Source organism: Microbulbifer aestuariivivens, from assembly GCF_039545115.1.
In the GTDB taxonomy this organism is placed as follows: domain Bacteria; phylum Pseudomonadota; class Gammaproteobacteria; order Pseudomonadales; family Cellvibrionaceae; genus Microbulbifer; species Microbulbifer aestuariivivens.
This window is the reverse complement of the sequence record NZ_BAABRT010000002.1, coordinates 27,159-47,671: the sequence shown is the minus strand read 5'-3', so window position 1 is coordinate 47,671 and position 20,513 is coordinate 27,159. Positions and strand designations below refer to the sequence as shown.

At 59.4% G+C, this 20,513-nt stretch carries 17 protein-coding genes; 10 read left to right on the top strand and 7 right to left on the bottom strand.

Features of this window, described 5'->3' with window-relative positions:
- Positions 1–15 precede the first annotated feature (15 nt).
- From sixA to ABEA58_RS01370, 6 genes are all read right to left on the bottom strand, one after another.
- Positions 16–471, bottom strand: coding sequence for a phosphohistidine phosphatase SixA (gene sixA / locus ABEA58_RS01395; RefSeq protein WP_345548135.1), 456 nt, complete (start codon positions 469–471; stop codon positions 16–18).
- A gap of 16 nt (positions 472–487) precedes the next feature.
- Positions 488–1,177 carry a DUF4389 domain-containing protein gene (locus ABEA58_RS01390; RefSeq protein WP_345548134.1) on the bottom strand — a complete coding sequence of 230 codons (690 nt, stop codon included), beginning with the start codon at positions 1,175–1,177 and terminating at the stop codon, positions 488–490.
- A gap of 12 nt (positions 1,178–1,189) precedes the next feature.
- A complete protein-coding gene (locus ABEA58_RS01385; protein ID WP_345548132.1) occupies positions 1,190–2,224 on the bottom strand; it encodes an NAD(P)H-dependent glycerol-3-phosphate dehydrogenase in 1,035 nt (344 codons plus the stop codon).
- Positions 2,225–2,534: 310 nt separating this feature from the next.
- The gene (htpG, locus tag ABEA58_RS01380; protein ID WP_345548130.1) at positions 2,535–4,448 is read right to left on the bottom strand and encodes a molecular chaperone HtpG; all 1,914 of its coding nucleotides are present in this window, start codon (positions 4,446–4,448) and stop codon (positions 2,535–2,537) included.
- Positions 4,449–4,820: 372 nt separating this feature from the next.
- Entirely contained in the window at positions 4,821–6,017 is a 1,197-nt protein-coding gene (locus tag ABEA58_RS01375) for a serine hydrolase domain-containing protein (protein WP_345548128.1), read from the bottom strand.
- 267 nt (positions 6,018–6,284) lie between these two features.
- Positions 6,285–6,887, bottom strand: coding sequence for a peroxiredoxin (locus ABEA58_RS01370; protein WP_345548126.1), 603 nt, complete (start codon positions 6,885–6,887; stop codon positions 6,285–6,287).
- A gap of 546 nt (positions 6,888–7,433) precedes the next feature.
- Here ABEA58_RS01370 and ABEA58_RS01365 point away from each other — a divergent pair.
- From ABEA58_RS01365 to bfr, 3 genes are all read left to right on the top strand, one after another.
- Complete coding sequence (locus ABEA58_RS01365) at positions 7,434–7,658, top strand: bacterioferritin-associated ferredoxin (protein WP_425563503.1); 225 nt, start codon at positions 7,434–7,436, stop codon at positions 7,656–7,658.
- 220 nt (positions 7,659–7,878) lie between these two features.
- Entirely contained in the window at positions 7,879–9,231 is a 1,353-nt protein-coding gene (locus ABEA58_RS01360; RefSeq protein WP_345548124.1) for a DUF2254 domain-containing protein, read from the top strand.
- Between the two features lie 286 nt (positions 9,232–9,517).
- Positions 9,518–10,000: a bacterioferritin gene (gene bfr / locus ABEA58_RS01355; protein WP_345548121.1), complete on the top strand. Its 483-nt coding sequence runs from the start codon at positions 9,518–9,520 to the stop codon at positions 9,998–10,000.
- 143 nt (positions 10,001–10,143) lie between these two features.
- On the opposite strand, the gene grxD is transcribed toward bfr, so the two are convergent.
- Positions 10,144–10,479 (bottom strand): Grx4 family monothiol glutaredoxin, encoded by a 336-nt coding sequence (grxD, locus tag ABEA58_RS01350; protein WP_345548119.1) that lies wholly within the window; start codon positions 10,477–10,479, stop codon positions 10,144–10,146.
- A gap of 286 nt (positions 10,480–10,765) precedes the next feature.
- On the opposite strand from grxD, the gene ABEA58_RS01345 reads away from it, so the two are divergent.
- The 7 genes from ABEA58_RS01345 (at position 10,766) to ABEA58_RS01315 (ending at position 20,315) form a co-directional block, all read left to right on the top strand.
- On the top strand, positions 10,766–11,953 hold the full coding sequence (locus tag ABEA58_RS01345; RefSeq protein ID WP_345548118.1) for an aspartate aminotransferase family protein: 1,188 nt from the start codon (positions 10,766–10,768) through the stop codon (positions 11,951–11,953).
- Between the two features lie 16 nt (positions 11,954–11,969).
- Positions 11,970–12,884, top strand: coding sequence for an ornithine carbamoyltransferase (gene argF, locus ABEA58_RS01340; RefSeq protein ID WP_345548116.1), 915 nt, complete (start codon positions 11,970–11,972; stop codon positions 12,882–12,884).
- 802 nt (positions 12,885–13,686) lie between these two features.
- Complete coding sequence (locus tag ABEA58_RS01335; protein ID WP_345548114.1) at positions 13,687–16,611, top strand: ribonucleoside-diphosphate reductase subunit alpha; 2,925 nt, start codon at positions 13,687–13,689, stop codon at positions 16,609–16,611.
- A gap of 423 nt (positions 16,612–17,034) precedes the next feature.
- The gene (locus ABEA58_RS01330; RefSeq protein WP_345548112.1) at positions 17,035–18,321 is read left to right on the top strand and encodes a ribonucleotide-diphosphate reductase subunit beta; all 1,287 of its coding nucleotides are present in this window, start codon (positions 17,035–17,037) and stop codon (positions 18,319–18,321) included.
- A 190-nt stretch (positions 18,322–18,511) separates the two neighbouring features.
- On the top strand, positions 18,512–18,859 hold the full coding sequence (locus tag ABEA58_RS01325) for a zinc metallopeptidase (protein WP_345548110.1): 348 nt from the start codon (positions 18,512–18,514) through the stop codon (positions 18,857–18,859).
- Entirely contained in the window at positions 18,775–19,191 is a 417-nt protein-coding gene (locus tag ABEA58_RS01320; RefSeq protein WP_345548108.1) for a zinc metallopeptidase, read from the top strand. The genes ABEA58_RS01325 and ABEA58_RS01320 overlap by 85 nt, the downstream gene beginning before the upstream one ends.
- Before the next feature lie 302 nt (positions 19,192–19,493).
- Positions 19,494–20,315, top strand: coding sequence for an oxidoreductase (locus ABEA58_RS01315; RefSeq protein WP_345548106.1), 822 nt, complete (start codon positions 19,494–19,496; stop codon positions 20,313–20,315).
- Positions 20,316–20,513 lie beyond the last annotated feature (198 nt).

The following is a 20,513-nucleotide window of genomic DNA, read 5'->3' as shown; positions in this document are numbered from 1 at the left end:
TGGGGGCTGGCGCGATCAAAGCTTGTGCTGCAGCCACGCCAGCTCGGCGCAGTTGTTCGCCCAGACCTCGGCGCTCAGGCAGGCCAGTGACGATGTGCCCATCGGGTGCTGGTTGCCGCTGCCACACAGCCCGTTCACCAGACTGCCCACCAGCGGCTGGTGGCTCACCAGCAGGATTGGGAAACCATCGGCTGTCGCCAGCGCTTGCAGCACCGCCGACGCTGGCGTATCCCCAAGCAGCAGTGTTTCGGTCGTGACGGGAAGACCCAAGTGCCGCGCGACAATCGCGGCGGTTTGCTGGGTGCGCACAAAGGGACTCGCCCAGATGGTGCGCACTTCGGACAGTTCCGCAGCGCGGGCGCGGCAGACCGCCGCCACCTGCTCGCGCCCGCGCTCGGTCAGCTCGCGGGAGGCGTCGTCACAGACCAGCGGCTCGGCTTCGCCGTGACGCAAAATGAATAATTTCAACATCGCCTCCCGTTAACTGTCAGCTGTTATTGCTGTCGCTGTCAGTGTCATCCTTTTTGGGGGCTTTCTTGGTCACCTTTCTGGTGACTTTTTTGGCCGCCGGCTTGGTCTCGGCTGCGGGCTTGGATTCGGGCTTCGCCTCGGCATCAGACTTGGCCTCGGGCTTGGTCTCGTTATCGGCCTCGCTATCGCCGCTATCCTTTTCGTCTTTTACCGTGCCTTTATCCGCATCCTTTGCCGCGTCTTTTACCGCATCTTTTACCGCGACCTCGGTGCCGGCGTCGGCTTTGTCGCCTTGGGAGCTATCGCTTTGGGTGCTATCGCCTTGGGCACTGCCACTATCCAGCCCTTCGACGGCCTTGTCGTCCGCCGCCACGATAACCTCACCCTGCACTTCCTCGGCGCTTTCGTAGCCGTGAAGATCCTCAACCTCAGACTCCGGCCACTCGGAAAAAGGGAAGGGTTTCTCTTCGGAGTTGTAGATCAAAAACTGCAGGGCCTGGTAAACATAGGAGGCGAGCTGGTCGCCGAGCCGGCGCAGGTTATCATTTGCACTGCCGGTGAAAAGGGCGAACAGGAACTGCAGCAGCACCACCGCCAGCAACACCAGGCCGGCGATTTCCAGCAAAAAGAAAAACAGCACCATGTACAGCAGTCGCATCCACTGGCTGCCAGAGGCGATGTTTTTCTTGAGTTCTTCGTTATCCATGTGTATTCCCCATTAAGGCTTGGCCGAATAGGCCACGTCGAACGTTTGCGCACCCGACATCAGATCCCTGATCACCTCGGGAATGGGGCGCTCTTCAAATAATATGGCGTGAATTGCCGAAACCAAGGGCATATAAACCCCCAGCTCATCCGCCTTGGCCTTGATCAGCCGGACCGTATTCACCCCCTCGGCAACCTGGCCGATTTCCGCGACCGCCTGCTCCAGCGGCATGCCCTTGCCCACCAGGTAGCCAACCCGATAGTTGCGGCTCAGGTCGGACGAACAGGTCAGGATCAAATCCCCCACGCCGGCAAGGCCGATAAACGTCATGGGGTCAGCCCCCATCGCCTCGGCGAAACGCATCATCTCCGCCAGCGCGCGGGTGATCAGCAGGCTGGTGGTGTTACCACCACGCCCCAGCGCCTTCGCCATGCCGGTGACAATGGCATAGATATTCTTCAACGCGCCGGCCAGCTCCACACCGAAGACATCGCTGCTCGAATACACGCGGAATGTCTCGGAGTGCAATACGCTCTGGATGGTTTTGCACAGTGCTTCGTCCTCACTGGCGATCACGGTTGCGGTGTAATGGCCTTCGACAATTTCTTTCGCAAAATTCGGGCCACTCAGCACCCCCACGCGCATCCCCTGAGTCTCCTCGCGGAGGATATCGCTCATCAGGTGGAAACTGTCGTGCTCTATGCCCTTGGTGGTGGAGATCAGCATGGTGCCGGGGGACAGCAGCGGGGCAACCGCCCGCACCACCTGGCGGAAGGATTTACTGGGGATGGACACAAACACTATGTCGCAGCCCGTGACCGCCTCTTCCAGGTCGTAGGTGATATTCAGCAGCGGGTGCAGAACCACCCCGGGCAGATAAAACGTATTCTCCCGGAGCTTGCGGCAACTGGCGGCCTTTTCCGGGTCACGCATCCACTGGCGGGTATCGTGTCCATTGCCGGCGATAATGTTGGCAATCGCGGTACCAAAACTACCGCCGCCCAATACGGCAATCGAGAGAGGCGATGAGGCTTCCGTCTGTGTCATAAAAGCTCGGGGTCAGTGGATGTTATTCAGTCGTTGCTTGGCCGATTATAGAGGCCGCGATCCCGCAGCCCAATGAACGAGCGAAAAAAGTGCGGACTTCGGTTGTTTTGCGAGCAACGGCGGGGACTATAGTGAGCACCGGGGACTATAGTGAGCACTTAGTAAGCACTCAGCGGGCACCCGCCAGGCTTTTAACCCGCTTGGCGACAAACAGCTACAGGCCAGGCAAGCGTTTTTTGACCTACCGTTAGCATAAAAGCAATGGCAATAAAAAGGGCGGCCTGGGCCGCCCTCTGTGCTTTCACCGCACTCAGCTGTTCAGCTCCAGCAGCAGCGTATTGAGACGCCGGACATAATCCGCCGGGTCTGCCAACTGGTTGCCCGCGGCCAGATTGGCCTGATCCATCAGGATATTGGTGAGGTCCGCAAAGCGGTCCTCATCCTGCTCCTGATCCAGTCGCTGCACCAGCGGGTGTGACGGGTTCAGCTCGAAGATGGGCTTGGCTTCCGGCAGCGCCTGCCCGGCCTGCTCGAGGATGCGGCGCATCTGCGGGCCCATATCCTGCTCGCTGACCACCAGACAGGCGGGGGAGTCCACCAGGCGAGTGGTAGCGCGCACATCTTCGACGCGACTCTTCAGCACTTCCTTGACCCGCTCTACCAGCGCGCCGGCCTGCTCTTCAGCCTTCTCGCGCTCGGCCTTGTCTTCCTCGCTCTCGGCCTCGCCCAGATCCAGCGCGCCCTTGGCCACGTCCTGGAACGGCTTGCCGTCGAAGTCGTGCATATGGCCCACAAACCACTCATCGATCTGATCGGTGAGCAGCAACACCTCGATACCCTTCTTGCGGAACACCTCCAGATACGGGCTCGACTTGGCAGTGGCGAAGTTGTCGGCGCAGACGTAGTAAATGTACTTCTGCCCGTCCTGCATCCGCCCCACATAGTCCTCGAGGGACTGGTCCTGCTTCGGCTCATCGGTATGGGTGGAGGAGAAGCGCAGCAGCTTGGCGATCTTCTCTTTATTGGCGAAGTCCTCCGCCGGGCCCTCTTTCATCACGCTGCCGAACATGTCCCAGAACTTCTGGTACTTCTCGCCATCCTTTTTCGCCAGCTTCTCCAGCATATCCAGAATACGCTTGGTCAGCGCGCTCTTGATGGCGTCGGTATTGCGGTCCTTCTGTAGAATCTCGCGAGAGACATTCAGGGGCAGATCGTTGGAGTCGAGCACGCCCTTAACAAAACGCAGATACAGCGGCAGGAACTGCTCGGCGTCGTCCATGATGAAAGTGCGCTGCACATACAGCTTCAGGCCGCGGGCCGCATCGCGCTGGTACAGGTCAAATGGGGGGCGCGCGGGGATATACAGCAGGCTGGTGTAATCCAGCTTGCCCTCCACGCGGTTGTGGCTCCAGGTGAGGGGATCTTCGAAGTCGTGGGCAATATGCTTGTAGAACTCCCTGTACTCCTCGGGCTTGATGTCACTGCGGGAGCGGGTCCACAGGGCCTGGGCAGCGTTGACCGCCTCGAACTCCGGCGCCTCCTCCTGCCCCTCTTCCCCTTCCGCGGCGGGTGCTTTCTCTTTCAGCATCTCCACCGGAATGGCGATATGGTCCGAATACTTCTTGATGATGGAGCGCAGGCGCCAGCCATCGGCAAATTCCTTGCCATCTTCTTTGAGGTGCAACACAACACGGGTACCGCGCTGCGGCACTTCGACATTTTCCACGGTGTACTCGGCCTCGCCGCTGCACTCCCAGTGCACTCCCTGGTCCGCCTCGGCGCCGGCGCGGCGGGTAAACACCTCGACCCGGTCGGCGACGATAAAGGCCGAATAGAAACCCACCCCGAACTGACCGATCAGGTGCGCGTCTTTCTTCTGGTCACCGGTCAGATTCTGCATAAAAGCGGCGGTGCCAGAACGGGCGATAGTGCCCAGGTTCTCGATCACCTCATCGCGGCTCATACCGATACCGTTATCGGTGATGGTGATGGTGCCGGCGTCCTTGTCGAACTCGATGCGGATGCGCAGATCGGGGGCCTCTTCCAGCAGCTCGGGCTTGGAGAGGGCCTCGAAACGCAGCTTGTCGGCGGCATCGGAGGCATTGGATACCAGCTCGCGCAGGAAGATCTCCTTGTTGGAGTAGAGCGAGTGGATCATCAGGTGCAGCAGTTGCTTGGCTTCCGTCTGGAAACCGTGGCGCTCTTTATGGGCCTCAACAGTCATAAATTGGTCTCCCCGTACACTTCTATTCGGAACAGGGTGCAGATATAGGGGCCTCCGGCTGGGTTTCAAGGGCAGCCTGGCCAGTGGCGGGCACTGTGAAGGGGCCAGGTGAGTGCGAAGGGGCTGGGTGGGTGCGAAGAAACTGGGTGAGCGTGAAGGGACTGGGTGACAGAAGCGGATAAAAGGGTTAGGGAGCGAAGAGGCAGAAGCGGCGGCAACCGGGACCCGACAAAGCTGCCTCGCCGATGCCCGCTGAGCCGATTGAATAGCGGAGCCGCACGCAAGGCTGCTCAGATCGGAAGCAGGCGGTAGCCGGTATGCGGCTCTGGCGCTCTCGGTTATCCCTACCCGCCGCCTATCGCAGGTGGCGGCCTAGTGATTGACCATGGCCCTGACCAGTTCACCGTTACCGGTGATATCGATCACGAAGTTGGCGGTGAGGTCGGCGATGGCGCGGGACTCGGCGTTCATGAGGATGGCGATCCCGATTTTCTGCTTCTCGGAATAGGCCACCGCGGCGCGGAAGCCCGCCACCCAGCCTCCGTGATAGATGATGCGGTCATCACCCATGGTGTACAGGCGCCAGCCCAGGCCGTAACCGGCGTGGGACAGATGATCGCGCCAGATCCGGTGACGCATATGGCGCCGGGTCTCCACCCGCTCGGTGGTGATGTCCTGGATCACCTCCGGCGAGAGCACCTTGGGGTAGTAGCCCATCTGCGCCTTCAGCCACTGGGCCATATCGGAAATACTGGCGTTGACGCCGGCAGCGGGAGCCGCGAAATAGTACTCGCGCTCCACCTTCACCGCCCGCCAGCCGCGGCCGGTCTGCACATGCGGGGCCGCCCGGTTGTCAGACGCCATAAATCGCTCCCAGCCCACCGAAGCATCCTTCATTTTGAGCGGAGTGAAGAAGCGCCTCTCCAGCTGGCGCTCATAGCTCACGCCGGTGGTCTGCAGGATCACATCCTCGATCAGGCTGAACAGCACATTCTGGTAGCCGTAGCATTTGCCGGGCTTGCAGCGGGGGTCGATATTGGCGAACTTGGGCAGGATCTTGCTGAGGGGTTTGTCATCCTCGAGATAATTGTCGTAGGCATTCGGCGTCAGGCCGGAGGAGTGACTGAGCAGGTGCTCGATCTTGAGCTCCCTGGACAGGGAGCGGGTCTTGAAGCGCAGCTCGGGGACGAAATTGACCACCCGATCCCGCCAGTCGAACTTTTCCTCATGGGCAAGCACCGCCGCCATACTGCCGGCGAAAGTCTTCGACACCGAGGCCAGCCGGAAAACCGTATGGGTGTCCACCCTGCCTCTTTTGCCGCGCACCCGGACCCCATAGGTGTCCATCGCCACCACTTTATCGCCGTCCACGATCACATAGGCGCCGCCGGGAATTTCCTTTTCCTTCAGCAGCTGGCGGAAATAGCGATCGAACTGCTTGGCTTTCGACTGCACATCCGCGGCGCGCACGGGCGCGCAGACACAGAAAAATGCCAGCAAAAGGGTCCAGTAGCGGGCGCCTGTCAGGCGTCCGGTCGCGATCATGGTGAGGAAAGGTAGTTTCTTCATGCCGTACTTCGCGCCGCCGCGGCAACACATTGTGTTGTACTAAGACTAGCAGGCCGCCGAAAAATTCTCCCGCAGCCCGCAGCGTCACCGAGAATCATTGTAAGTGCAAAATCATGCCAGCGCACGGCGCATGCCTGACCGCACGACCAGTCACCGAACACCCGGCAGCGGGCACAAAAAAACCGCCTCGCGGCGGTTTCTGCTGAAGCGGAGGCCGAAACCCCCGCCACCTGCTGCAGCCCCGGCAATCCCGGGACCGCATTCAGCTTACAGCTTGTCGGAATTCTCGCTCAGGTACGCAGCAACGCCTTCCGGAGATGCGTTCATACCCTTGTCGCCTTCCTGCCAGCCGGCCGGGCAAACTTCACCGTGCTCCTGGTGGAACGCCAGGGCATCAACCATGCGCAGCATTTCGTCTACGTTGCGGCCCAGCGGCAGGTCGTTGACGACCTGGTGGCGAACAGTGCCTTCCTCGTCGATCAGGAAAGAACCACGGAAAGCGACACCACCCTCGGACTCAACGTCGTAGGCCTGGCAGATTTCATGCTTCACGTCGGCAACCAGGGTGTACTTAACCGGGCCAATGCCACCCTCGTTCACCGGGGTGTTACGCCAGGCGTTGTGGGAGAACTGGGAGTCGATGGAAACACCGATCACCTCAACACCGCGCTTCTTGAACTCTTCAAAGCGGTGGTCAAAGGCGATCAGCTCGGACGGGCACACAAAGGTGAAGTCCAGCGGGTAGAAGAAAACAACCGCTTTCTTGCCCTCGGTGGCTTCTTTCAGGTTGTAGTTGTCAACGATCTCGCCGTTGCCCAGTACCGCAGCAGCGGTGAAATCCGGTGCAGGCTTGCCTACCAGAACTGCCATGAGAACCTCCTCGTTCCAAATGATGGGTTGGTCAAACAGAAACCATAGCGACAGCGACTTGGACCGGCCGCTACGGCCAAAACAGGTGCAATAATGGGCCGCTATGATACACAGGCACTTTGGCCAGTCCCATTAAATTTTTATATCAGCTCGATAGCAGTGCCCCATGGCTCGCAGGGACCCTCGGCCGAACCCCAAGAGCTCCTCGCCCTGAACCAGACGCACTGCAGACACGCCCCTCGCAGATAGTCCGCAAGGTCCGCCGCTGCGAATGGGGCCCGCTACGCCTCTTCCCCGCACTCCGCTCACTGCGCCACTAGGCCCCATACCCCATGCCCCATGCCCCATGCCCCATGCCCGCCAGCTTCCGGCTTGGCCCAGCATCCAGTCATGGCGAACAGCAGAGCCCCGAACGGCAGAGCTGACCTGCAAGCCACCAACCTGCAAGCTAGACTATTTATTGATCACCGGGAATCTTGTTGACAATCATTCTCAATTTCAATACGATCTCCCCAAGTTACTTATTTGGGCCACTGCGCGCCAAGGTTGAGCGAGAAGATGTACGTCTGTATCTGCAAAGGCATTACCGACCGTCAGATCAAAGAGGCCGTCTATGATGGCAACACTTCCGTGCGCGCCCTGCGCCGCCAGCTGGGCGTCTCCTCCCAGTGTGGCCGCTGTGCCGAGCTGACACAGGAGATTATCGACGAGACCATGGGCGCCGGCGTGATGGCCACCGCCAACAGCGGTCTGTTCTATTCCGCCTCCTGATACAGGCTAAGGGCATCCACCCCGCTGCCCCGGCTCCCTGCGCCGCTTCCCACGGCGCATGCCCCCCCCCTGCCAGCGTCACACCAGTATTTCCTCCCGGCGATACACCCACAAAGCCCCCTCACGCAAACCGTGCCCCACTAACCTATCTTTATGCCCTGAACCATGGGCCGACACGACGTGAAGCCCCTTCACGCCGCAGCAAATCACGAGGGCTTTCATGCACCAGCGGCTGATTCTGATTGGCGAGCGCATGCGCAGCAGCTTTTGGGTGATTCCCGCAGTGATGATGGCTGCTGCCATGGGATTGGCACAACTGATGCTTATGCTCGACGAAACCACGACTCTCAGCGATCTACCCGGCCTTGGCTGGATGGGCCTGCGTGACCCCGATAGCGCCCGCTCCCTGCTGACCACGATCGCCGCCTCCACCATCTCCGTGGCCGGCATCGTATTCTCCATTACCGTGGTAGCGCTGACCCTGGCATCCAACCAGTTCGGCCCGCGCCTGGTGCGCAACTTCATGCGCGACCGCGGCACCCAGGCCGCACTCGGGGTTTTCGTCGCCACCTTTATCTATGCACTGATGGTTCTGCGCGGCATCAACGCCGTCGAGGACGAGGGCAGCAGCCACGACCTCGCCGCTCATACCGCAGTTGTACTCTCGGTGCTCAGCATCGGGGTCCTGGTCTATTTCATCCACAACGTGGCCCTGTCCATCCAAGTGGACAGTGTCACCTTCCATATCAACAGGGAGTTCAGCACTGCAATTGATAAGCTTTACCCCAGTGAACGCAAGTGCGACCAACGTGTGCAAAGTTATCCGCCGGAAAAATTACAGCTGGGCGAGAACTTCCTCAGCGTTTTTACCCGCAAAAGCGGATATCTGCTGGCAATAGACAAGGCGGCGCTGTTGAGCTGGGCCGAGAAACACAACTGTTGTATCCGGATGGACAGGCATCCGGGCTGCTTCATCAATCACTGGTCGCGGCTCGCGCGTATTTACCAGCCACCAAGACAACTGGACAGCGAGGAAATCAGCAAGGCCATCAATAACGCTATCAGCCTGGGACCGCAGCCCACCGCAGAGCAGGATGTGGTGTTTTCTGTCCACCAGCTGGCACAGATCGCAGTTCGCGCACTCTCGCCGGGCATCAACGATCCGTTTACCGCCTACACCTGCATCGATCGCCTGGTGGATGGTATCGGCAAAGTGTTGCAGCGGCCGCAACTGACAAACTGCTTTCACGATGAAAAAGGTGAATTGCGCCTCGTTACCTCCGTGCTTGGCTTCGGCGACCTGCTCAGTGCCGCCTTTGACGAAATCCGCGAGTATGGCCGCGAAAGTGGCGTGGTCATGCGCCACCTGCTGAAGTGCCTGGCCGAGCTGGCCCAGATCTGCACCCGCAAAAATGATGTTCTCGCGTTTAATGCCTATCTCGACCGGCTGGCGGAGGACATCGCCACCTGCATGGAGGACCGCTTCGATCGCACCGCGGCAGAAGAAATGATTGCCGGCACCCGCCAGATCCTCGCCCACCATCAGCCTTCGCTGAGCCAGTTATGCTTATAGCTCACCCGCACATTGAACCAATCTAAACAGCAATCGTTCTCGTTGCTTTTACCGGAGAAATCCCTGAAAAAACTGTGTGTTCAACGCGCCAGTATTATTTTTAGCCGCGCTTGACACGCCCCGGGCGTCACCGCAAACTCGACCGATATAGCGAAGCCGGCCCTATTATTTGCGGACCAGTTGAGCGCAATCCCTGAGAACACCCCTCAAAACAGCAACAAAGAAAAAATTCCGGAGAAATGACTGCGAACCCGCATCTTCTCCCGGGGCCAAAGGAGCAACGGCTATGAAAGGCGATCCCAAAGTCATCGAACATCTGAACAAAGCACTGGGCAACGAGCTGGTGGCCATCAACCAGTATTTCCTGCACTCACGCATGTTCAAGGACTGGGGCCTGAAGGAACTGGCGGATAAGGAATACGAGGAGTCCATCGATGAAATGAAGCACGCCGACTGGCTTGTCGAGCGTATCCTGTTCCTCGAGGGCATCCCCAACCTGCAGCACCTGGGCAAACTCTATATCGGTGAGAACACCCAGGAAATGCTCGAGTGCGACCTGAAACTGGAACTAAAGGCCATCCCCGATTTGCGCGACGGCATCGCCTACTGTGAATCTGTGCGCGATTACGGCAGTCGCGAATTGCTGGAGAAAATCCTCGAATCCGAAGAGGAACACGTGGACTGGCTGGAAACCCAGCTGAGCCTGATCGACAAGGTCGGTCTGCAGAACTACCTGCAGACGCAGATGGCAAAAGCCTCCGAAGAGTGAGTCTTTTGCTGCTAGCCGGAGCCGCCAGCGGCGGGAGCGGCCCAAAAAAAACCGCGGTAATGCCGCGGTTTTTTTATTCAGGAGACTTTTATTTAGGAGACTTTAATATTTAGGAGAGCGGCAGACGGCCTGTATTCTCCCTCTTACTCTCCTTCGCCCTCGCTCTCGGCGGCGGCTTCTTCCACCAGCGGCTTCAGCTCGCCGTTCTCATACATTTCCATAATGATGTCACAACCACCGATCAGCTCGCCTTTTACCCATAGCTGCGGGAAGGTCGGCCAGTTGGCGTACTTGGGAAGCTCCGCGCGGATTTCCGGGTTGGCCAGGATATCCACGTAAGCGAAACGCTTGCCGCAGGCCATCAGTGCCTGGGAAGCGCGCATGGAAAATCCGCACTGCGGCGCGTTGGGGCTGCCCTTCATATAGAGCAGGATGGCGTTGTCGGCGATCTGCTGCTTGATGTTTTCCAGTGTATCCATAGGGAAGACTAACCTCGGGGTAAATGAGACCGTTGATGCTGTTGGGTGCGGCACCAGCGCTGGGCAGCGGCGCGCGGGCGGCATTGTACCCTACTGTATCGCCGGGTACGAAAACGCAGCGGCAATCCACAGTAACCGCTGGCCTGAAATCCGCCTTGTGCTAGTATTGCCCGCCCCCGGGGAAAATGCTGGCCGGAAACACAAATTCCGCATTTTCTGCGGCAATACTATTCATGTCCTTTCGGTTAATTAAAGACCTGTTCAGATCATAAGAAGGAGACGTACAGTGGCAACGCCCGCCCTGATGCAAAACTATGGAGAGCGGACCCTTACCCTTGTCCGCGGTGAAGGCAGCTATGTGTGGGACGATGGCGGCCGCCGATATCTGGACGCGCTCTCCGGCATCGCCGTATGCGGGCTCGGCCACTGCCACCCGGCGGTGACCGCCGCACTGTGCGAACAGGCGGGCACCCTGCTGCACGTCTCCAATCTCTACAACATCCCGGCCCAGGAGCAACTGGCGCAGCAGCTGGTCTCGTTGTCGGGCATGGACAATGTGTTCTTTTCCAACTCCGGCGCCGAGGCCAACGAGGCCGCCATCAAACTGGCGCGCAAGCTCGGCAACGAGCGCGGCCTCGCGGTCCCCAAGATTCTGGTCATGGAAGGCGCCTTCCACGGCCGCACCCTGGCCACCCTGACGGCCACCGGCAATAAAAAAGCCCAGGAGGGCTTCGCGCCGCTGACCGAGGGCTTCCTGCGGGTGCCCTTCAACGATGTGGCCGCGGTGGAGAAAATGGCCGACGCCCACGATGACATCGTCGCCATCCTGGTGGAGCCGGTGCAGGGCGAGGGCGGTATCCGGGTCCCCGACGCCGACTATCTCCCGCGCCTGCGGGCAATCTGCGACAGCCGCGACTGGCTGCTGATGCTGGATGAAATCCAGACCGCCAACGGCCGCAGCGGCAAACTGTTCGCCTATCAGCATAGCGACGGCCTGCTGCCGGATGTGGTCACTACCGCCAAAGGACTCGGCAACGGCGTCCCCATCGGCGCCTGTCTGGCCCGCGGCAAGGCCGCGCAACTGTTTGGCCCCGGCGCCCACGGCTCCACCTTCGGCGGCAATCCCCTGGCCTGCCGCGCCGGCCTTGCGGTGCTGGAAACCCTGGCTGGCGAGCAATTGATCGAGCGCGCGGGCATACTGGGCCGGCAACTGCTGATACAGTTACGCGAGGCACTGGGCGACTGCGCCGCGGTGACCGAGATTCGCGGCCTCGGCCTGCTGCTCGGCATCGAACTCGATCGCCCCTGCGCTGCATTGGTGGAGATGGCCCGCGCGCAGGGCCTGCTGATCAACGTCACTGCCGGCAATGTGGTGCGCCTGCTGCCGCCGCTGACTCTCTCCGACCAGGAATGCGACGAGATCGTCGGTACCGTCTCCACACTGATCAAACAATTTGCCCGGGAAACGGCCTGAATCAAGGGGAAACACCATGGCCATAAGACACTTTCTCAGCCTGATGGACCTGTCCAGGGAAGAGCTGCACAGCATCATCGAACGTGCCATTGAACTCAAAGCCCTGCGCAACCAGGGCATCGCCACCGAGCCGTTCCGCGACAAGGTGCTGGGGATGATCTTCGAGAAATCCTCCACCCGCACCCGGGTCTCCTTCGAGGCGGGCATGGCGCAGATGGGCGGCAGCGCCCTGTTCCTGTCGCCCCGGGACACCCAGCTGGGCCGCGGCGAGCCCATTGAGGACAGCGCCCGCGTCATCTCGCGCATGGTGGATCTGGTGATGATCCGCACCTTTGGCCACAACGTGCTGGAGCGCTTCGCCGCCCACTCGCGGGTACCGGTGATCAACGCCCTGTCCGACAGTTTCCACCCCTGCCAGCTGCTGGCAGATATCCAGACCTACGTCGAGCACCGCGGCAGCCCCGCCGGCAAAGTCGTCGCCTGGGTGGGTGACGGCAACAACATGTGCAACTCCTATATCAACGCCGCGCGCCTGTGCGACTTCGAGCTGCGCATCGCCTGCCCGGAAGGTTACGAGCCGGACGAAGCCGTACTGGCCGCCGCCGGCGACCGCGTCACCGTCGTGCGCAACCCGGTGGAGGCCGTGCGCGGCGCCGACTGGGTGGCAACGGATGTCTGGGCCTCCATGGGCCAGGAGACCGAGCAGGCCATGCGCCTGAAGGCATTCGAGGGCTTCCTGGTGGATCACGAGCTGATGAGCCACGCCAACGACCGCGCCGTATTCATGCACTGCCTGCCGGCCCACCGCGGCGAGGAAGTCAGCGGTGACCTGCTGGAAGACGAGCGCATTTCCGTGGTCTGGGATGAGGCGGAAAACCGTCTGCACGCGCAGAAGGCACTGATGGAATTCCTGCACGAAAACAGCCACTGAGATTAGCGCCCGCCCGTTAAAGTGCGCGCTGCTCAAAAACCGGCAGCGCGTATTTTGCCTTTCACTTTGTTATGCCTCTGGCTGTGTGCCGCTCTTCGTTTTGTCCCCGCTTTGCATTCTTGGCGCACTCTGGCGCGAATTCCCACAATGACCGCACAGTACAAAATGGTTATTGCTCTGGTTAATTTAAAAAGCCCCAGCTATTAAAAAATATTCTTAACTTTCACGCCGCCCACTCCGAGCTGTACACAATTCAACCACCCCCAGTAGTGACGGGCGCTCGCGCCCGAGTGACTACTGACGCACACCAAATCCCCACAAGTTATCCACAAAAAACCAAATGCTTATTCGCCTTGAATTAGCCCCCTCACCGCATTATCTTGTTGCCCAGTCGAGCAGACACCCCAACATATTGGGTTTCGGGCCGGAAACCACCCCAGGTCAGGTGGCACCCAATCCGCCTCAGCACAATGCACTCGGCACACTGCAGACACGGCAAAGCCGCGGGTATTTCACCCGGCTGTCGGCGTCAACAATCTGACGCAGCGTATTCCAAGCGATTTCGATTTCAGAGGTAACCCGGCGGAGAGGATGCTCCGCTGCAGGCATTGGGCCGGTACACCTTCGGGAAAATCCGTCCATCAGGCGGCCTGTCAACCAGTGGCTCCCGGCACCGCCGTGGCGCCACCGGCACCACGAAGGATCCGTGCCGCAACCCACAGGGCCGCCGTTCGCGGGGGTGCTGTCCACAGGGCAGCAGCGGAACAACAAACTGTATACATCTTTTCTTGCGGAGATCTTCATGCACACAGAGACAGGGCGCTCTCAGTCCGTGCCTACCGAAAAACAGGGCACCACCAGGGAACAGGCCGATAACACCACACTGACCGCCACCGCGCCGGGTCAGATTCGCGTTATCAAGCGCAATGGCACCGTGGTGCCCTACACCGACAGCAAGATCTCCGTCGCTGTCACCAAGGCGTTTCTGGCTGTAGAGGGCGGCACCGCCGCGGCCTCCAGCCGCATTCACGACCTGGTTCAGGATCTGGTGGAGCAGATCTCCGCCACCTTCCACCGCCGCATGCCCTCCGGCGGCACCATCCACATCGAGGAAATTCAAGACCAGGTGGAACTGGCGCTGATGCGTTCCGGTGAGCACAAGGTCGCCCGCGACTACGTACTCTACCGCGAAGAGCACGCGCGCCTGCGCGCCCAGAAGGAGCAGAGCAAAGCCGCTTCTGCCGACCCCGCCGAGGCCCATCCGAGCATCCGCGTGAAGCAGGAAGACGGCACCATGATCCCGCTGGACATGGAGCGCCTGCGCACCATCATCACCGAAGCCTGCGAGGGCCTGAAGGATGTCAACGGCGAAGCCATCCTCAGCGAAGCCCTGAAGAACCTCTACGACGGCGTTTCCGAAAACGACATCAACACCGCGCTGGTGATCACCGCGCGCACCATGGTCGAGCAGGAACCCAACTACACCTATGCCACCGCCAGCCTGCTGCTGGACAAGCTGCGCTCCGAAGCGCTGCGCTTTCTCGGCGTCGCCGAGCGCGCCACCGCCCACGAGATGGCCGAACTGTACGCCACCGCCCTGCCCGCCTATGTGCAAAAGGGTATCGAGCTGGAGCTGCTGGACCCGGCGCTGGCCACCTTCGATCTGGAAAAACTGGGCGCGGCCATCAAGGGCGAGCGCGATCACCAGTTCACCTATCTGGGCCTGCAGACCCTGTACGACCGCTACTTCCTGCACAGCAACGACATCCGTTTCGAACTGCCGCAGATCTTCTTCATGCGTGTCGCCATGGGTCTCGCCAACAACGAAGCCAACAAAAACGAGCGCGCGATCGAGTTCTACAACCTGCTGAGCTCCTTCGACTACATGAGCTCCACGCCGACCCTGTTCAACGCCGGCACCCTGCGCCCGCAGCTGTCCTCCTGCTACCTGACCACGGTGCCGGACGACCTGCACGGCATCTATGGCGCCATCCAGGACAACGCCATGCTGTCCAAGTGGGCCGGCGGCCTGGGTAACGACTGGACCCCGGTGCGCTCGCTGGGCTCCTACATCAAGGGCACCAACGGCAAATCCCAGGGCGTTGTACCGTTCCTCAAAGTGGCCAACGATACCGCCGTGGCGGTCAACCAGGGCGGCAAGCGCAAGGGCGCGGTCTGCGCCTACCTGGAAACCTGGCACCTGGACATCGAGGAATTTCTCGAGCTGCGCAAGAACACCGGTGACGACCGCCGCCGCACCCACGATATGAACACCGCCAACTGGGTGCCGGACCTGTTTATGAAGCGCGTCTTCGAGGACAAGGAGTGGACCCTGTTCTCCCCGGCCAACTGCCCGGATCTGCACGACCTGTTCGGCAGCGCCTTTGAAGAGCGCTACGAGCACTACGAAAAGCTGGCCGCCGAAGGCAAGCTGAAGCTGCACAAGAAAGTCCGCGCACTGGACCTGTGGCGCAAGATGCTGGGGATGCTGTTCGAAACCGGCCACCCCTGGATCACCTTCAAGGACAGCTGCAACCTGCGCAGCCCGCAGCAGCACGCCGGCGTGGTACACAGCTCCAACCTGTGCACCGAGATCACCCTGAACACCAAGGCCAACGAAGAAATCGCGGTGTGCAACCTGGGCTCCGTCAACCTGGCGCAGCACATTGGTGAAGACGGCAAGCTGGACCAGGCCAAGCTGGCCCAGACCGTGAAGACCGCGGTACGCATGCTCGATAACGTCATCGACATCAACTACTACTCCGTGGAAACCGCGCGCCAGTCCAACATGCGTCACCGCCCGGTGGGCCTCGGCCTCATGGGCTTCCAGGACGCGCTGTACAAGGCCGGTATCTCCTACGCCAGCGACGAGGCGGTGCAGTTTGCCGATACCTCCATGGAGGCCATCAGCTATGAAGCCATCTCCGCTTCCAGCGACTTGGCGCTCGAGCGCGGCAAATACCAGACCTACGAAGGCTCCCTGTGGAGCAAGGGCATACTGCCGCTGGATTCCATCCAGATCCTCCAGGAGCAGCGCGGTGAGCAGTTTATCGAACAGGACACCAGCAGCACGCTGGACTGGGACAGCCTGCGCAGCAAGGTAAAAGCCCAGGGCATGCGCAACTCCAACGTAATGGCGATCGCACCCACCGCGACCATCGCCAATATCACCGGGGTTTCCCAGTCCATCGAGCCCACGTACCAGAACCTGTACGTGAAATCGAACCTGTCCGGCGAATTCACCGTGGTCAACCCCTACCTGGTCCACGACCTGAAAGCGCGCGGCCTGTGGGACAAGGTCATGGTCAACGACCTGAAGTACTACGAAGGTTCCGTACAGAAGATCGACCGCGTACCGGCAGACCTCAAAGCCAAATACGCCACCGCCTTCGAAGTGGAACCGCGCTGGATCGTGGACGCCGCCAGCCGTCGCCAGAAGTGGATCGACCAGGCGCAGTCGCTGAACCTGTACATCGCCGGTGCCGATGGTCGCAAGCTCGACCTGACCTACCGCATGGCCTGGTATCGCGGTCTCAAGACCACCTACTACCTGCGCGCCCTGGCCGCCACCAGCACGGAGAAATCCACCGTCAACAGCGGCACACTGAACGCAGTCAGCGCCCACGGCAGCAACGGCGCCGCGGCCGCAGCACCGCAGCAGCCAAGCGCGGCCCCGGTTCCCCAGGCCTGCTCCCTGGACGACCCGGACTGCGAAGCCTGCCAGTAAATCTCTCGGGGGAGAGCGTCACGACCGTGTAAACGGCCAGGACCACGCACCGGCCCCGGTCTCCCGCACCGCTCGACAAAGAGCGGGCGGGAACAGTTGACCGGGGTGCGGGTGCGCTTTAAGAGGCCGGCAAGCTGCCGCAGAAAAGCCGGGCAGCGAACCGGCAAACAAAAAAACACACAAAAACAAACAGACCGAAACAAAAAGAAAAGACAAGAAAAAGAAAAACCCACAATTGATCTGGCGCAGAAGTTAAGGCGCCCAAATACGAAAGAATGCGCTCACAGGGTTCGCAGCGCTGGCGCCACACACCAGCGCACAGAATCAAGAGCCAAAAACTTTCTGGGATCGCGCCCACCGGGCCGCGGCAATTATTTGAACACACACAAACGTTCTTACGTTTCCAAAACGGAAGGCAACAATATGCTTAGCTGGGACGACATCGAACAACCGTCACAACAACCGAACAAAAACGCCGAACCGCGACCGGCGCCGGAAGTGCTGCAACAAGAAGTATCCGAACCGGCTCCCTCTTATGAGAGCCACAGTGCCCCGGCGTCGCCCGCGGCCCAATCCGATGCCAACAGCGGCAAAGCCAGTGCCAGCGCACCGGCCACCAGCGCAGTGGCAGCGGCACGGGCCGCCGTAGCCGACCTGGACCCTGCCCCGGGTCTGGAAGAGCTGGAAATGGGTGCTGCCCGTATCCAGGTAGACGAAAAACGCATCATCAACTGCCGCGCCGACCTGAACCAGCTGGTGCCATTCAAGTACGACTGGGCCTGGCAGAAATATCTCGACGGCTGCGCCAACCACTGGATGCCGCAGGAAGTCAACATGAACAAAGATGTGTCCATGTGGAAAGACCCCGAGGGTCTCACCGCGGACGAGCGTCGCATCGTGGAATACTCCCTGGGCTACTTCTCCACCGCAGACTCCCTGGTGGCGAACAACCTGGTGCTGGCCATCTACCGCCATATCACCAACCCCGAGTGCCGCCAGTACATCCTGCGCCAGTCTTTTGAGGAAGCCATCCACACCCACGCCTACCAGTACTGCGTGGAGTCACTGGGCATGGACGAAGGTGAAGTGTTCAACATGTACCGCGAAGTCCCGAGCGTAGCCAAAAAGGCTGCCTGGAGCCTCGCGCATACCGGCTCCATCAGCGACCCCAACTTCAAGACCGGCACCCTGGAAACCGATCAGGAACTGCTGCGTAACCTGATCGCCTTCTACGCCGTCACCGAGGGCATCTTCTTCTACTGCGGCTTTACCCAGATCCTCTCCATGGGCCGCCGCAACAAGATGACCGGTGTTGCCGAGCAGTTCCAGTACATCCTGCGCGACGAGTCCATGCACCTGAACTTCGGCATCGACGTAATCAACCAGATCAAACTGGAAAACCCGCACCTGTGGACCGAAGAATTCCAGCAGGAAGTGACCCAGATGGTCCTCGAAGGGATGGAACTGGAAGTGGCCTACGCCCGCGACACCATGCCCCGCGGCGTACTGGGCATGAACGCCAACATGATGGAAGAGTACCTCCACTTCATCGCCAACCGCCGGCTCTCGCAGCTGGGCCTCAAGGAGCAGTTCCCCGGCGCCCAGAACCCCTTCCCGTGGATGTCCGAGATCATGGACCTGCGCAAGGAGAAAAACTTCTTCGAAACGCGGGTCATCGAATACCAGACCGGCGGCGCGTTGCAGTGGTAACAGGAACAACCAAGAAGCTATAAAGCAAGGAAACTACAACCAAGTAGTCGCTCACAGGGAAGAGGTCTTGAAAGCGGGCGTTATGCCCGCTTTTTTTATGCATTCAATAATGGGAGCCCTTAGTAAAAAAACAGTAATACTGACGGTTCCCTACGCTCACCCCACGTTGCTATGCGTATGACAATACAATATGCCTTATGTACTGATCACCCTAGGCATTATTGCCCTAATCGCCGGCCCTCAATTGTGGGTGCGCTTTGTGCTCTGGCGGCACTCCAACGAGATCAGTGATATGCCCGGCTCCGGTGCGGAGCTGGCCGAACACCTGATCGAGCGTTACAAACTCGACGGGGTGAAGGTGGTGAAGGCTGGCAAGGACCAGAACTACTATTCTCCGTCAGAGAATTCGTGGCACTCAGCCCGGATATCTACCACGGCTAGTCGATCACAGCCGTGGCGGTGGCCGCCCATGAGGTTGGCCATGCCATCCAGTTTTGCCGCGAGGAGCCGGTTTCCAGGTTACGGGAAAGGTATATGAGCAAGGCCAATCAAATCCAGAGGGTTGGCACTGCCATTTTGATCACGGCGCCCATTCTGACCATTCTCATCAAGTCACCGGTGCTGTTCATCTCGATCGGCATTGTTGCGGTCATCACCATGCTCGTATCCGCACTGATGTATGTGGCGATACTGCCGGAAGAGTACGATGCGAGCTTTAACAAGGCCCTGCCGATACTGAGCGAGGGCTACCTGCCGGAACACTTGCTCAATTCAGCCCGCAGCGTATTAAAAGCCTGCGCCCTCACCTATGTGGCAGGCGCACTGTTGGATGTACTCCGGTTGTGGCGGTGGATTAGATTTCTGAGATAGAAGCAAGCTCAATTTTTTCTCAAGTGCGCGTGAACGCTATGCAATTTCCCCGTGGAAAAAACCGGATTTTAGAAACCCGATAGATTCCGAAAGATACTACTGCACAGAATGATGAACTCTGCGCGCTTCGACTCCCTCACACAAAAACCCATTCCACTCCTACCTCCCCCCGGCTCACCAGTGCCCGCCATCACTCGTAGGCAGGCATTAGTCGCCGCTGACTATTTTGTCAACAATTCAGTGAGCACCTATGCTTTCAATAGGCTTTTGCAGTCCAGTACTTCTTACTCAAGGTGAATGTGATGGAGAGAAAAGTCATTGTGGTTACTGGTGCCTCCTCGGGGATGGGCAAGGACTTTGCACTGGCGCTGCTGAAAGAAGGGCATCTTGTGTATGGGCTGGCCAGACATGTTGAAAAGATGGAGAACATCGTTAAAGCGGGTGGCAAGGCTATCGCCATGGACATTATGGATGAAAGCCAGATTCAGCATGCAGCCGATCAGGTGATCCGCGATCAGGGTCGCGTGGATGTGCTGATAAATTGTGCGGGATTTGCCGTATATGGAGCGGTGGAAGAAGTACCGATTCCGTTGGCGAGAAAACAGTTTGAAGTTAACCTCTTTGGCCTGGCCAGTCTGACACAGAAAATAATCCCCGTGATGCGCCAGCAACATTCGGGAAGCATTATCAATATCTCCTCCATGGGCGGGAAAATGTATACGCCCATGGGCGCCTGGTATCACGCGACCAAACACGCACTGGAAGGGTGGAGTGATTGCCTGAGGTTCGAACTGGAACCCTTTGGTATTCATGTGGTGATTATCGAGCCCGGCGGTATTGCCACGGATTTTGGCAAGGTCTTTATGGAAAACCTGCAAGGGGACATCACCAATGGGCCCTATGCGGACATGTTGCAGAAAACCATCCAGCTCACCAAAGACATGGATAAAAAAGGCCGACTTTCTCCGCCCAATATTATCACCAACCTCGTTTTAAAAGCGGTGCACAGCGCAAAACCAAAGACTCGATATGTCGCCGGCGCTTATGCCAGACCGCTGATGTTCGCCAGGAAATATCTCGGTGACCGGCTGTTCGAAAGGATACTGAAAAGCCAGTATCAATAAGTGGATAAAAATGCAGGGCTTCAATGCAGGGGATGGTTAAGCAGCGGACAGACAATGCGGAGCAGGACTTCAGCTCAAAGAGCCAGAAAAGACTGGGCTGCCGGCGCACTTTTTCAGCATTAAGGGACTGCCTTAAGCTCCTCAGCCCGAGCTTTATGTGGAGCTGATGATCAAAATTTGCCCTGCAACAGGGTGGAC

What these genes read in the sequence shown, in the direction of transcription:
- grxD (WP_345548119.1), bottom strand. Translation starts at nt 10,479, where the DNA reads ATGGATACACTGGAAAACATCAAGCAGCAGATCGCCGACAACGCCATC.
- htpG (WP_345548130.1), bottom strand. Translation starts at nt 4,448, where the DNA reads ATGACTGTTGAGGCCCATAAAGAGCGCCACGGTTTCCAGACGGAAGCC.
- ABEA58_RS01315 (WP_345548106.1), top strand. Translation starts at nt 19,494, where the DNA reads ATGGAGAGAAAAGTCATTGTGGTTACTGGTGCCTCCTCGGGGATGGGC.
- ABEA58_RS01390 (WP_345548134.1), bottom strand. Translation starts at nt 1,177, where the DNA reads ATGGATAACGAAGAACTCAAGAAAAACATCGCCTCTGGCAGCCAGTGG.
- ABEA58_RS01360 (WP_345548124.1), top strand. Translation starts at nt 7,879, where the DNA reads ATGCACCAGCGGCTGATTCTGATTGGCGAGCGCATGCGCAGCAGCTTT.
- ABEA58_RS01375 (WP_345548128.1), bottom strand. Translation starts at nt 6,017, where the DNA reads ATGAAGAAACTACCTTTCCTCACCATGATCGCGACCGGACGCCTGACA.
- sixA (WP_345548135.1), bottom strand. Translation starts at nt 471, where the DNA reads ATGTTGAAATTATTCATTTTGCGTCACGGCGAAGCCGAGCCGCTGGTC.
- bfr (WP_345548121.1), top strand. Translation starts at nt 9,518, where the DNA reads ATGAAAGGCGATCCCAAAGTCATCGAACATCTGAACAAAGCACTGGGC.
- ABEA58_RS01385 (WP_345548132.1), bottom strand. Translation starts at nt 2,224, where the DNA reads ATGACACAGACGGAAGCCTCATCGCCTCTCTCGATTGCCGTATTGGGC.
- ABEA58_RS01335 (WP_345548114.1), top strand. Translation starts at nt 13,687, where the DNA reads ATGCACACAGAGACAGGGCGCTCTCAGTCCGTGCCTACCGAAAAACAG.
- ABEA58_RS01330 (WP_345548112.1), top strand. Translation starts at nt 17,035, where the DNA reads ATGCTTAGCTGGGACGACATCGAACAACCGTCACAACAACCGAACAAA.
- ABEA58_RS01325 (WP_345548110.1), top strand. Translation starts at nt 18,512, where the DNA reads ATGCCTTATGTACTGATCACCCTAGGCATTATTGCCCTAATCGCCGGC.
- argF (WP_345548116.1), top strand. Translation starts at nt 11,970, where the DNA reads ATGGCCATAAGACACTTTCTCAGCCTGATGGACCTGTCCAGGGAAGAG.
- ABEA58_RS01370 (WP_345548126.1), bottom strand. Translation starts at nt 6,887, where the DNA reads ATGGCAGTTCTGGTAGGCAAGCCTGCACCGGATTTCACCGCTGCTGCG.